The sequence below is a fragment of the Paenarthrobacter sp. 2TAF44 genome, assembly GCF_052114885.1.
In the GTDB taxonomy this organism is placed as follows: Bacteria; Actinomycetota; Actinomycetes; order Actinomycetales; family Micrococcaceae; genus Arthrobacter.
Genome location: NZ_JBFRFP010000001.1, coordinates 286361 through 299569, shown reverse-complemented (window position 1 = coordinate 299569; position 13209 = coordinate 286361). Strand labels below are relative to the sequence as shown.

Genomic DNA, 13209 nt, shown 5'->3' with positions numbered 1-13209 from the left:
GTTTTATGAGACTCCCTTCCACGGTCCCGCAGACCCCCGGATGATCAATTCGGTGTCTAAGGGCAGGGTTTGGGGATCTTGAACAGTGCCGGAGAGGGAGGCCAGGGCCAGGCCGGCGGACAACGATCCGCACTGCCCCAGCGGGGACCTGATGCTTGTCAATGACGGCGTGGTGAAGTCTGCGCCGAAAATATCGTCAAAGCCTATGATGCTGAGGGCATCGGGTATGACAACTCCCGCGTTTTGGAGTTCGTGCATCAGGCCAATCGCCAGCAGATCGTTGTGGGTGATGACGGCCGTTGCTCCTGAGGCCTTGACGGCCCGTGCGACTCGCCTGCCCCCGTCAACGGTTGGTGCCGCCGACTCGATGCGTTCGGCTGCGAGATGGCACCACTCGCAGGCGGCCGAGATAGCTTCCCATCGGCGGGCGGACATCCAGGACAGTTCCGGCCCCGCGACGAAGAGGACCTTTTTGTGCCCATTCCCTGCCAAGAGGCGGATTGCCTGGCTAACACCCCTGTCTGGATCAGGGATGACGCAACTAATGCCATTTACCTCTCGGTTTATCACGACTACCTGGGTGGTCTTGGCTAGAAGCTGAATATCAGTGTCACTCATGCGAGGGCTGGTCAAAATCAGCCCGTCCACGGCATTGATAACTCGATTGGCCGAAGCGAGCTCTTTGCTCGGGGACTCGGCTGCATTTACCAGAACCACGGTGTAATCGCGTTGTGCCGCGACTCTTCCTGCCTCGCGAAGAATGCCAAAGAAGGTTGGATTGGTGACGTCTGAAACAATTAGCCCGAGCGTCTTTGTTGATCCTGTCTGCAGTACTTGGGCGGCATGGTTCAGTTGAAAATTGAGTTCACTTGCGGTTGCTTCAATGAAACGTCTTGTGCGGGCATTGACTCTTTCGGGATTATTGAGTGCCCTGGAAACTGTTGATGGATTAACGCCGGCTTGCCGCGCTACATCATAGATAGTTGCCTTGGCTGTTCTCGATTGCATTATTGTCTCGTCGGACGGCACTCTTCACTTCCTTGCACGGTGGAGCACAGCACAGCGGAACACCAGCACAGTGCAGGACAGCACAGTGCTGCGCCCAGCCAGGCACGTGTGCATCTTGCTGCCGCGCACGTGCCTGGCTGGAGGGTGATCCTGCTGGCGTTAGATGGTCTGGCCTGCGTCGGCCAAGAGCGTGCTGCCGGTCATGATGGTGGACAGGTCGCTTGCGCAGAACAGGACCACGCGTGCGATGTCGTCCGGTGTTCCCATCCGACCAATGAGGCTGTTGGTCATGACGTCCATGGCCGCTGTCCCATCTGCGGGGGCGTGCGCAGCAGCGGCGGCCATGTTGCCCTCGGTTGGCACAAAGGTTGGGGCAACGCCGAGCACGCGGATGCCCAGTGGGGCAAACTCGAGGGCCATTTGCTTGGTGATGCCACGGACAGCATGTTTCGATCCGACGTAGGCGGACAAGCCCGGTGCCGTCCCACCGAATCCGGCCGTGGAGACGATGTTGACAATGACCCCGCCGTGATTCCCGTTGGACATGTGGCGTGCGGCTTCGCGGGAGCCATTGAAAACCCCGCGGGTGTTGACCGCAAAGACTTGCTCCCACATGCTGTCGGTCGTCTCCAGGACCGGAACGCTGGGGAAGATGCCCGCGTTGTTGACCCAGATGTCGATCCCTCCGAATGACTCCACGGCTTCCAGTGCGCCGAGGCGGACTGATTCGGCATCGGTGACGTCCATGCCCAGGCCTAGTGTCCGGACGGGGAAGCGGTTGGCGATTTCTGTAGCGGCCTCCACGGCTCGTTCCGCGTTCACGTCCCCGATCAGGATGTCCGCACCGGCCTCTGCCAGGCGGAGCGCAATGGCTTTGCCCAGGCCTTGCGCGCCGCCGGTAATGACGGCCCTGCGTTCGGCCAAGGACAGCAGGTCCTGGACAGGGGTGAGCGAGGCATCGGCGAATGCGGTGGTCATGCGGAAACCTCGACGTCGAGCTGGTTGCTCTGGGCGACGCGGCCAAGCCAGGCGAGGCTGGGCTTTGGTGTGCGGGCAAAGGTTTCCCTATCGACGGCGATCAGGCCGAACGTAGGTTCCCAGTGCCCCCATTCGAAGTTGTCCAGCAGGGACCAGTGGAGGTAGCCCCGAACGTCAATTCCTTCGGTCATGGTCTGGTCCAAGCCCTGCAGTGCCTCTGTGGTGTAGCGGATCCGCTGCTGGTCATCAGCTGTAGCGATGCCGTTCTCCGTGACCAGTACAGGGATGCCCCCGGTAATCTTCCAGGCGTGGCGCACTGCCATGGCCAATGCGTCGGGCCGGTATGCCGTGCCCACCAGGGTGTTGTCCGGGTGCGGCGGATGTGGGACGAGCCCGTTGGCGTCGACTTGCTGGCTGGAGTAGGCCTGAACGCCAACGAAATCATCGCCGCGGCTACCTTCCCAGTAGACGTCTTCTTTGCCGTAGCGGATCTCCAGCAGCTTCTCTTCCCCGCCAGGGGCGGCAGTGAGCGCCCCGGCCGCAATGGTCCATCCCACCTTCGCGTCGGTGTGGGCGCGGATAATCTCCCTGGCAGCGTGGTGGATGGCGGTGAACGTCCTTCCTATTTCCGGATCGGCATAGGTCAGGAAGTCGCTGTGCGTTTGTTTGGTCTCTTCGGTGCCTTCGACCGTGGGACTTTGCCACTGGCCGCCCTCGGCCAATTGCATTCGGCGCATGGCTGTCATGATCGCTGCCTGCATGTTCGGCTCGTTCATCGTCGCTACCCACTCCACCCCGTCCAGGATGGTGGTGGTCTCCTTGACGTAGCGCTGGAACTTCTCCGATGCGTCCGGAGCCAACCAGCCGCCGTCGTTCGCGAACCATTGCGGAGTGGTGAAGTGCTGCAAGGTCACCACCGGGGTGACGTTCCGGGCGAAGCAGTGCTCGATCATACGACGGTAATGGGCGAGTTCGGCCTTGGAGAAGGCGCCTGGCGTAGGTTCGATGCGGGACCATTCGAGGCTGAAGCGGTACGAAGTCAGGCCTGCGTCGGCAAGAAGATCGATGTCCTCACGGTACCGGTGGTAACTGTCGCACGCGTCGCCGGAGAGTTCCATGCCCGGCATGGTCAGTTCGCGTGCCCACCAGTCGCTGTTGACGTTGTTGCCTTCGATTTGGTGTCCTGCGGTTGCGGCGCCCCAGAGAAAATTGGCAGGGAAAGTTGTCATGGGTTTCTCATTTCTTGAAAGGTGTAATGCCCTTGCGGGCGGTTGTTAGGTGCGGTCAGGCGGGGCTTGGCACGCTGATGCCCTGCAAAGCTGCCGGTGCTGCGGCCCGGAATCTGCCCGGACCGGCTGTGTATTCAGATCCGTCGGGGAAGAGGATCCGGGCGGTCGTCTCAGCCGGGATATCGGCGTCGATGCGGAGCTCGTCACCATCGAGTTGCCAGTGGACGGTAATGGTGCCGTTGGGTGTTTCATGAGAGCCCCTGGCCCACGTAACCGACGGTCCGGGCGTGGGGGCAATGACGATGGAGTGCCAGGCCACTGAGCCCTCGGCCTGGCGCAATCCAAGGGTGTGCTCGTGCAGGAACCGGAGCACGGTTGCCTTGCTGTAGTGATTCAGCGAATCATGGGCGTCGCCGTTGTTGTCGATTCCTTCCCAGGATTCCCAGATAGTGGTGGCGCCCTTGTCCACCATGTACAGCCACGACGGCGATGTGCGCTGAAGAAGCAATTCATAGGCGACGTCGGCCCTGCCGGCTTCAACCAGGACCGGGAGCAGGTAGCCCGTTGAGAGGAACCCCGTTCCCAGGTGTGTGTCTGCGGAGCGGATGAGTTCCACCAGCCGCTCGAGGGCACGTTCGCGTGATTGTCGGGGAAGCAGGCCGAACGCGAGGGCCCGGACGTAGCTGGCCTGGGTGTCGGCGTCGGTTGTTCCGTCGGGACGCAGATATGCTGCACGCCAAGCATCGCGAACAGCGCCCGAAACCTCCTCAAACTCTGTCGCCTCTGCGGATCGTCCGAGGACGCGGGCAATCCGGGCGAGCGTTGCGGCCGAGCGGTAAAGATAGGCCGTACCTACCTCGCCCTTGTCTTCCATGAACCAGGCCATCGGGTTGTCCTGGACGGGGTCGATCAAGCGTCCATCGGCGTCGCGTTCCTTGGGTTCCGTCCATTCACCCCAATGGAAGGTGCCATCCCACAGATATTGCTCGTACGGCTCAGGCTCGGGGGATGCCTTTGCCCGTGCATGATGGCGCGTTGTGCGTGCCATTTCCAGCGCCCACCGGACCCACCGGAGCATTGAATCCCAGTTCTCGGCGAGAACGGCTTCATCTCCGTAGGCCTCATACAACTCCCAAGGAACAGTGACGATCGCATCTCCCCACCCGGCAGATCCGGTCATCATGGCGAACTGATCGTCCACGTGGTTCTTGATGCCGCGGCCGTCAGGGGAGAAGTTCGTAATGCGGCCATCGGCAAGCTGGTCGTCACGCACCGATCTCAACCACTTCCGGCTGAACCCGAGCACATCCCTCAAGCGCGTTGCTGTGGAAATAAACACTTGGTAGTCACCACTCCACGCCAGGCGTTCGCGGGTTGGGCAGTCTGTAGGAACATCCACAGCATTTCCCAGGAAGCTCCACTGTCCGATGCGATGAAGTTGATTCAGGTCCTCGTTACTGCACGCGAACTCACCCGTGCTGGGGAGGTCGCTGTGCACAATCTGCATGCTGAGCTTTGACGGGTCCGGGCGTGCTCCGTTGCGGCTGATGCGCGCGTACTGGAAACCGTGGACGGTGTGGCGGGGTTCAAAGACTTGGCCAGGCGCGCCCGCGGCTACTTCGTCGCGCTGGGAGAAGATCCTTGCTGGTTCTCCTGGCCGGTGCGAATCCAGGTGTGAGGTTGAGAGGTCGCCATCACTGTCAACGTGCTCACCGTACTCGATCACAGTATGCGTTCCTTCCGGCCCGAGGTCCTCGAGCCGGATCCATCCGGAGGCGTTCTGACCGAAGTCCGCAATCCACACGCCGGGCCTTACTTCGTTAACGCTTTTCGCCGCTCGTGATTCGATGACCCGCACCGGTGGAGCGGGCGACCAGTCAATCGGGGGTGCGTCCACGACGTTGAGCTGGACTTTCGACGGCGGTGCGGCCGGGGCGGTAAAGTCCACCGTTTGTCCGTCCATAAGGTCCGCACGTGTTGTGGTGGACGGTGTGCTGGTCCAGTCGCCATCCGTCACGATGATCTGCCGTGATCCATCGACACGTTCGATGTGCAGTTCCGCACGGGTTCCCAGCGTAGTTCCCCAATCGGCGGGGTGGCGGAACGCACCCACTTGACCCCGATACCAGCCGTCGGACAGTTCAATGGCCAGCCTGTTGAGTCCGGGGGACAGCGAGGATATCACGTCCGACGCTTGGGCGTAGAGAGTATGGTCGTACGACGTCGACCCGGGGGACAGTTCCGCGGTCCCGGCCCGTTCTCCGTTGATCGCCGCGGTGTAGACACCAAGGGCTGTGGCGTAGAGACGCGCCGACTTTATCTCGGCGTCCACGATGAATTCCGTGGCAAGAACATGCCCAGGCCGTTGGCCGTATGGCTTGTCCTCTTGCTCGAGCGGGGAAATCCAGGAAGCCGTCCAGTCGCCGGCGAGAAGACCTGTTTCAAAAGCAGACCACGCCGACCATTCGGACGTCTTTTCTGCGACCCGTACGCGCCAGGTGACGCGCTGGCGGCTGCGGAGTTCCTGCCAGGGCCATGAAACGTACAGGCGGCTGGCCGTCGTCGATGTCGGCTGCGCCACGCCGTCGACCGTTGCTTCCAACTCGTAAGCCGATGCCGCAACGTCGGCGGGAATCTTCCACGAGAGCCTCGGTGATGGGCGGGTGACCGGAAACTGGTCTCCGCCGCTGTCCACGATGAGGTCATAGGGCACTTCGCCCATAGTTTTTCTTCTTTCTTCTGCCGATGCGGGCGTTATCGAATGGACTTGACCTTGAGCGCGATGACGAGCCCACCGATCAGCGCCAGTACAGCGCCCGAGAGGTACAGGAAGGTGTAGTTCTTGTCCGCTCCAGTGATGCCGATGGTGATGATCACGGAGGCGACCAGGGGGGCCACGGCGCTTGGGATCTTCTGGGCGAAGGCAACCACCGCCATGTACCGTGCCGTTTCGGTGCGGTTGGGCAGAATCGCGAAGACGATGGCCTGGTCTACCGTCGCGAATACGGCGATGGCAGTCTGCATGAGAATTGCGCCGATGATCAGCTGGGGGAGCGACCATGCGAAGGCTTCAGCCAAGGCTCCACCCACAAAGAGAACTGCGGCAATCAGGACAAACAGGCGGCGTCGCTTGAGCTTGTCAGAAAGGAAGCCACCCAGTAGTGCACCGGCGGCAGCAGCCACCACGCCGAGCATTCCAATCGTCGCCACAACGCCAGCCACTTCCCTCACGGGGAGCCCGAGCCGCTGGGCGTAGAAGAACGTGCCGAAAGTGGTGTTGAAATACAAGCCCATGAAGAAGACGAATCGGCCCAGCCAGTTCCATGCAAAGTCGGGGTATTTACGGATACTGAATCCGTAGCTTGCGATCACTGAGCGGAAGGTGACCCGGTTGTCCACCGTGATGTTCTTTGAACTTCCTTCCGGCTTGATGAGCGGGAAGAGTGCCAGGAGGACGGCGCCGATCACGCCCGGGACGACGAACACCAGGAGCGTATTCGAAGAAACAGCGTAGGCAACGCCAATGCCCAGGACGGGAGCAATCTGCGTCATCAGGCTCGTCAGGGCGGAGACCCGACCGCGCTGGCCGTCGGGTAACTTGTCAGCCATCAGATTCTGTATGGCGGCACCGGAAATGGACCAACCGGACATTCCCAGGACCCACCCCGCACCCACCAGCAGGAGGTTCGGGGCGAGGCCCATGACCACCAACCCGGCCAGGCCAACACCCGTGCCCAGGAAGATGAAAGGAGCCCTGCGGCCGAAGCGGGACCGCGTGCGGTCACTCCAAATGCCGATGATGGGGCTGACAACCAGGTAGATGCCCTGCGCTGTCCCTGTGATGAAGCCGAGCATCTGCTCCTGGCCGGGAGCAAGTTCGGTGATCCGAACGGCAATGCCATAGGAGAGGGGCACCATCATTGCGATTGATGCGCCGAAGCTGGCCAGCATCAGCCACAGAATGTAGCCCTTGCTCACGGGAGTCTGGGGCTCTTCCGTGAGCTCTGGATGTTCGAGGGGGCCGACTGGCAGATGACTGCCCGGCGATGGTTCGGCGGCTGCAATGCCGCCGGCGAGACGGGGAGCCCCGTGCTTATCAGTAGTCACCAATGACTCCTCTATAAAGGTAGTTGGTCGCCTGCGGCATCGCAGGCGAGGACTGGACGACGGTGGGGTCGGGTACCAGTAAAGGTAACCACAATGGTTACTATTCGTGAATAGTAGTCACAGTGGTTACAATTGACAAGACCCAACGCAAAAAAGAGATTTTCCGTCGTGAGAGAAGGCTGTTCGTGACTACCACTTCTGAGCAGGAGACCGGGAAGAAAGTCAGCTCCGGTAGGCGTGGCCCGTACGCAACAACGCCGGCTCGTCGCGCGGAGATCGTGCGCGCGGCCTCGGCCAGCTTCGCTGAACACGGCTATGAGCGGGCAAGCCTCAGGGATATCGCCGCACGCGCCAACGTCACTCACGCGGCCCTGCTTCGTCACTTCGCCACCAAGGATGATCTTCTCCTCGCCGCCCTTGCCGAGCGGGATGCCGACGACGCCGAGCTGGCCAAGCGCATTGTGCAATCCAAGGTGCCCCGGGAGTTGGTGTTGAGCAGTGTTCTTAAAGAGGAATTTGCGCGGCCTGACCACATGCGAAATTGGCTGTCCATCACCATCGCAGCTACCAACCCCGAGCATCCCGCGCATGACTTCTTCATCGCTCGCCGTGAGCGAATGCGCGACTACTTCACCAGCAAGCGGCTCGCCACTGCGGAGGACGGTGCGGAGCTCACCGCTGACGACAAAGTCACCATGGTGATGGCGATGATCGACGGACTCCGGATTCAATTCCTCCTGGACCCTCATCGGAAAACACTGCACCTTCTGGAGACGCTCATGCGGTTCATCGACACGCCGGAAGAAGCTTAGCTAGTCAGCGGCAGCTCACGCGTTGCTGCGCAGCTCGCGACTTGCAGCCCGCAGGCCGGTTTCAAGTGCACGGAGCTCGTCTGCCGAAAGCCCGGCAAGGAGCCGGTGGCCCGGGAGTTATTGACCGCCGCTCACGGTTCCTGCGGTGTCTCCGCCATCGATGACGAATTCGGCGCCGGTGACAAAGGATGCCTCGGTTGAGGACAGGAACAGGACGAGATCGGCCACTTCCCCGGGATGACCTATCCTGGCCAGTGCTGTGTGGCTCATGTCTATCGGCATCCCAGCCGTCATGGGTGTGGAAATAACGCCGGGGTGAACAGAATTGACCCGGATGCCATGGCGGCCCAAGTCCAACGCTGCGCTCTTCGTCAACCCCCGAACCCCAAATTTCGAGGCGCTGTATCCGGGAATCCCTTCGTAGCCTCGCAGCCCCGCTATTGATGAAATATTCACGATCGACCCGCCCCGTGCCTCTTTCAGGGCCGGGATTGCCGCTTTGATCCCGTTAAACGTCCCGGTTAGGTTCACCGCCAGCACCGCGTTCCACTGCTCCAGCGTGTAGTCCTCGATCGGGGCGAAGTTCACGATACCTGCGTTGTTCACCACAATGTTCAGGCCACCGAATTCCTCAACAGCAGCCTGCACCGCATTTTGCCAGTCCTGGGGGCTGGTCACGTCCAGGTGAACATACCGCACCCCGGATCCGAGATGAGCGGCGAACTCCGTTCCTTCATCGTCCAGAACATCCCCGATGATGACCTTCGCTCCTTCACCGTGCAGCCGCGTTGCGATTGCAGCCCCGATCCCCCTGGCGCCACCGCTCACAAGGGCTACTTTGTCGATGACTCGTTCCATCTGATGCTCCTTCGGTCCATGGCACTGAACACAGCACTACGCGACGTCACGGCGGTCTCGGGCGGAGTGAACACCCCAGCCCAAGGCTACGGCGGGCAAACGGCACAATGCTCCGAGACGGAATGCCTCCTCGCTGCGAACGTCCCAGTCCAAGAATGACCCTGAGCAGCAACCGGCAATAGGGCTAAAGGTCACCGATCGGTGGCTCAATTCCAGACCCCAAGCGGCATTTGTTGCCTCATTTGAATATCTCCGGTTGGGTCGGCGGTAATGGCTGGCGCGACGGAACCCGTTGGGAAAATTGGACTTGGAGAGGGAGCTTTCAGAGGTTCGAGCAGCGTTGGGGACTGAGTCGGCGGCCTGCTGTTCCCAGGATCCCGACCAAGTGGCAGACTCCAGCTATGACGGCAGTCGCGACCGGGCCTGTGCTGGATTTTCTTCCAGGAGGGCTGGGTCTTTGTCTATAATACGACCGCTACCAAGGGAACGGACCTGGCATGACCTCTGTTGATGGTCGGGAGAGGAGCTTCCTTCAGCTTCCCATTATGGGCGCGGCCAGATTGGACGCTGATCAAGTCCTGAACCAGCTTGATTCGGGCACGTCAGGATTATCGGATCAGGAATCCGCGTCCCGCCTGGCCATAGTGGGGCCTAACGCTGTCCTGTCACATAAGGCCAACGGTTGGGCCGTGCTTGGGCGTCAGCTCGCCAGCCCAATCCTGATCTTGCTGCTCGTCACAGCATCTGTATCGATGTTCCTGGGGGACGTGACCAACTCGATAGTGATTGGTGCAATTCTGATGGCCAGCGTTGGTCTGGGCTTCAGTAGTGAATTCCGGGCCGAACGTGCCTCGGAAGCCCTGCACTCACAGATCACCCATCAGGCTTTGGTGCTTAGGGATGGCAGGACCCTTCCAGTGGACGTGACGGACATCGTCCCTGGCGATATCGTTCAGCTGGGACTGGGAACAATCATTCCTGCGGACATTCGGCTGCTGGAAACGAACAATCTGCTGTGCGATGAGAGCATTCTCACGGGGGAGTCCCTACCGGCGTTGAAAGACCCGTCTCCCGCACCGGATAACGCAGCCCTGGGAGATTTGATGTCGTGCGCATTCATGGGCACCGTCGTACACTCCGGCGGTGGAACCGGCGTCGTGGTGGCCACTGGGAGCGGCACCGAATTTGGCCGCATCGCCTCTGGACTGGGAGAACGTCAGCCGCAGACGGAGTTCCAGATCGGGCTTAGGCGTTTCTCATTCCTCCTGCTGCAGGTCGCCATCGGCCTGACCACCTTGATTTTCATAGCCAACTTGCTGCTCCAACGACCGATCATCGAATCCCTGCTGTTCTCACTGGCCATCGCTGTCGGTATCACTCCCCAACTTCTCCCGGCTGTCGTCAGCACCAGTTTGGCCACCGGCACACGGCTGCTGGCCAAACGGAAGGTACTCGTCAAACGGCTCGTCTGCATCGAAGACCTGGGCGACATGGACATCCTGGTCACCGACAAGACCGGGACGCTGACAGAGGGCCGGATCAGCTTGACCGACGCACTTCCAGCGACCTCGCCGATTTCAAAGGATTATCTGCTCACACTGGGGTTGCTGTCCACAGAGTCGGATTACACCACGGCTAAGCGTTCAACTGCCGGACAGAACCCACTGGATGCCGCCCTTTGGTCCAGCCCTCAAGCGGCCAAGCTTGACCCTGAACGTTTCAAGCGCCTGGACCTGATCAGCTTTGACCACGAACGCCGGCGTACCACCGTGCTGGTCCACGAAAACGCAGGCCGGAGGCTGCTGATCACCAAGGGCGCCCCGGAAGAAGTCCTCACCCTCTGCGGGCCGCCAACACCCGCGGTGCTGGCGACGCTGAATGAACAATTCCAGGCAGGATCCCGGGTCGTGGCGGTCGCCTACCGTGAGGTCCCTGGACTGGTCGAAGTTACTGAAGCAGACGAACACGACCTCACCTTGGCGGGCTTTCTGATCTTCCTGGACGAGCCCAAAGCCAACGTAAAAGCGTCACTGGACCAGCTGGAAGCATTGCAGATCACGGTAAAGATTGCCACTGGCGACAATGCCAAGGTAGCCGAGAAAGTTTGTGCCGACGTCGGCGTGCTCTCCGGGGGCACCCTTACCGGGGCCGACATCGATGGGATGTCGGATGCGGAACTCGTCCCCGCAGCCCGGGCCACCTCAATTTTTGCCCGCGTTTCCCCTGAACATAAAGCACGAATCATCACTGCCCTGCGTCAGAGCGGCGGCTCCGTGGGGTTCCTGGGAGATGGAGTGAACGACACCCTGGCCCTGCACAAAGCCGACATAGGCATCTCGGTGGATACGGCCACCGACGTCGCCAAGGATGCGGCAGACGTCATCCTGCTCGACAAAGACCTCGGCGTCCTTGCCGATGGTGTCAGGGAGGGTCGCCGGATCTTCGCGAACACCATTAAGTACGTCCTGATGGGAACATCAAGCAACTTCGGGAACATGTTCAGCGCCGCGACTGCCTCGGTGGTGTTGAGCTTCCTGCCCATGCTCCCAGGCCAGATCCTGCTCAATAACCTGCTCTATGACGCCGGTCAACTGGCCATTCCCAGCGACAGAGTCGACAACGAACAACTCCGCGCCCCTGCCCACTGGGATATCGCCTTCATCCGACGATTCATGTTCCTCTTCGGTCCCATCAGCTCAATCTTTGACTTCGCCACCTTCGCCCTCATGCTGACAGTGTTCCATGCTGTGCCTGGGGAGTTCCGCGCCGGGTGGTTCATCGAATCAATCGCCACCCAAACCCTGATCATCTTCGTCATCCGGACCCGCAAGGTGCCCTTCCTTCGCAGCAGGCCTTCGGCCGGGCTGGTCGTGGCGTCCTTGACCGTAGTCGCCGTGGGAGTGGCCTTGCCCCTGACAGCGACGGGGCCTTGGCTCGGTTTCGACCCATTACCGGCACCGTTTTTCCTGGCCCTTCTGGGCATGGTGATCGTATATCTGACCATGGTGGAGTTCGCCAAAAAATGGTTCTTCTCCCGGGCCAAGCAACAATCCCCTGCCGCCGCGTTACCCATTCCTCGGCGTCGGGCAACCCATCACATCAGCAGGCGGGCCTCCCGGTTCAGCATCGCCGCAAAACTATCCGGGCCGACGGAGGACATCCCCTGACGTCTGATCACCCCGTCGCTACAGGGCTTCTCGCCACCAGAATCCCCACATCACCCCGCGCCGGATTCCTATTCCAAGCCTGCGCGGGTTGCGTCGTCGAGCGGGGTTTGAAGCGACATTGGAGCGGAGAGATCAAAGCGCCTGCCGGAGACGGATTGGGGGACTAGCCGGTAGAGGAGGTCCTGGCCTACGCCTTGCCACGGGAAGAGGGCACGTCTGACTTCATCCAAAGCTGGACCGCCCGTACCGGCCTCGCCGGCTGCACCCTTTACTACGACGCTCCAGGCTTTGCCGAACTCGGCGCTCACTGAGTCGGCTTCAAGGGCCACGACGGCGTCGTCTTCCATCGCCTGTTGCTTGGTCCCCATTCCGGTTCGAAAGACGATTGTCCGATTGTCCACGGCGAAATTCACCGGAAAGATGTCCGGGTGGCCATCCACGATCACGGAGAGACGCCCAACATTCGTTTCGCCCAGAAGCCTCCAGCAATCGTCGGCTTCGAGTACTTCTGCCTCAGGCACTATGTTCTTGTCGGTCATGCGGCGATCCTACGGCGGCCCGCTTGTGACTAACAGGGCCCAAAGTCCCGCCACGGGATGCGTTTGTTCCGATCCGCCGCGCGGAGCCTTGCCAATCGGCTGGTGGAATGACGCCAAGCAGAAGCAACAGCAGCCCCAGCTCCGCGAGGCCGGCACCGAAGTAGACAGCTTGCAACGCGCTGAACGGGATCAGGGACATCTGCACGAAGATCCATACCAGGATGCCATAGGCAGCAGCTGCGGTTGCCATACCGGCCAAAGGATTGCGCCTGAGGAGCAAAACGAAAGCAGCCGTGTGGAGGCCTCCTACAACGAATGCAAGCAAGATTCCAGGCACCAGGTATGTGCTGAAGGGAGACCCCTCCAGGTATTCAGCCGGCAGCTGTATCTCAGGCGGTAGCCCGAGGCGTTCCGGCCCGAGCCAGGATCCAAGCGCCAGGGCAAGGCCACCGGCAATGGAAGTCACGGCTACGAAGCCCAGAACGATCAGAAGCAGCACAAAGGTCATGTC

The 13209-nt window shown here is 60.9% G+C and carries 10 protein-coding genes; 2 read left to right on the top strand and 8 right to left on the bottom strand.

Annotated elements, in window-relative coordinates; genetic code table 11:
* Positions 1-3: 3 nt before the first annotated feature.
* The 5 genes from AB4Z15_RS01280 to AB4Z15_RS01260 all read right to left on the bottom strand — a co-directional run bounded on the left by AB4Z15_RS01280 (position 4) and on the right by AB4Z15_RS01260 (position 7322).
* Positions 4-1008 carry a LacI family DNA-binding transcriptional regulator gene (locus tag AB4Z15_RS01280; RefSeq protein WP_442015680.1) on the bottom strand — a complete coding sequence of 335 codons (1005 nt, stop codon included), beginning with the start codon at positions 1006-1008 and terminating at the stop codon, positions 4-6.
* Between the two features lie 159 nt (positions 1009-1167).
* Positions 1168-1986: an SDR family NAD(P)-dependent oxidoreductase gene (locus AB4Z15_RS01275; protein WP_442015679.1), complete on the bottom strand. Its 819-nt coding sequence runs from the start codon at positions 1984-1986 to the stop codon at positions 1168-1170.
* Positions 1983-3215: a glycoside hydrolase family 1 protein gene (locus AB4Z15_RS01270; protein WP_442005529.1), complete on the bottom strand. Its 1233-nt coding sequence runs from the start codon at positions 3213-3215 to the stop codon at positions 1983-1985. Before AB4Z15_RS01270 ends, AB4Z15_RS01275 begins: the two co-directional genes overlap by 4 nt.
* Positions 3216-3270: 55 nt before the next feature.
* Positions 3271-5937 carry a family 78 glycoside hydrolase catalytic domain gene (locus tag AB4Z15_RS01265; RefSeq protein WP_442015678.1) on the bottom strand — a complete coding sequence of 889 codons (2667 nt, stop codon included), beginning with the start codon at positions 5935-5937 and terminating at the stop codon, positions 3271-3273.
* A 32-nt stretch (positions 5938-5969) separates the two neighbouring features.
* The gene (locus AB4Z15_RS01260) at positions 5970-7322 is read right to left on the bottom strand and encodes an MFS transporter (protein ID WP_442015677.1); all 1353 of its coding nucleotides are present in this window, start codon (positions 7320-7322) and stop codon (positions 5970-5972) included.
* A gap of 185 nt (positions 7323-7507) precedes the next feature.
* Here AB4Z15_RS01260 and AB4Z15_RS01255 point away from each other — a divergent pair, with 185 nt between their 5' ends.
* A complete protein-coding gene (locus AB4Z15_RS01255; protein WP_442015676.1) occupies positions 7508-8134 on the top strand; it encodes a TetR/AcrR family transcriptional regulator in 627 nt (208 codons plus the stop codon).
* A gap of 117 nt (positions 8135-8251) precedes the next feature.
* Here the strand turns inward: AB4Z15_RS01255 and AB4Z15_RS01250 are convergent, their stop codons facing one another.
* Positions 8252-8992 (bottom strand): glucose 1-dehydrogenase, encoded by a 741-nt coding sequence (locus AB4Z15_RS01250; RefSeq protein WP_442005525.1) that lies wholly within the window; start codon positions 8990-8992, stop codon positions 8252-8254.
* 497 nt (positions 8993-9489) lie between these two features.
* Between AB4Z15_RS01250 and mgtA the strand changes: the two genes are divergently transcribed.
* Positions 9490-12159 carry a magnesium-translocating P-type ATPase gene (gene mgtA, locus AB4Z15_RS01245; RefSeq protein WP_442015675.1) on the top strand — a complete coding sequence of 890 codons (2670 nt, stop codon included), beginning with the start codon at positions 9490-9492 and terminating at the stop codon, positions 12157-12159.
* A gap of 68 nt (positions 12160-12227) precedes the next feature.
* On the opposite strand, the gene AB4Z15_RS01240 is transcribed toward mgtA, so the two are convergent.
* Together AB4Z15_RS01240 and AB4Z15_RS01235 are read right to left on the bottom strand one after the other, a co-directional pair.
* The gene (locus tag AB4Z15_RS01240) at positions 12228-12698 is read right to left on the bottom strand and encodes a pyridoxamine 5'-phosphate oxidase family protein (protein ID WP_442015674.1); all 471 of its coding nucleotides are present in this window, start codon (positions 12696-12698) and stop codon (positions 12228-12230) included.
* On the bottom strand, positions 12673-13206 hold the full coding sequence (locus tag AB4Z15_RS01235) for a hypothetical protein (RefSeq protein ID WP_442015673.1): 534 nt from the start codon (positions 13204-13206) through the stop codon (positions 12673-12675). The genes AB4Z15_RS01240 and AB4Z15_RS01235 overlap by 26 nt, the downstream gene beginning before the upstream one ends.
* Positions 13207-13209: the final 3 nt, after the last annotated feature.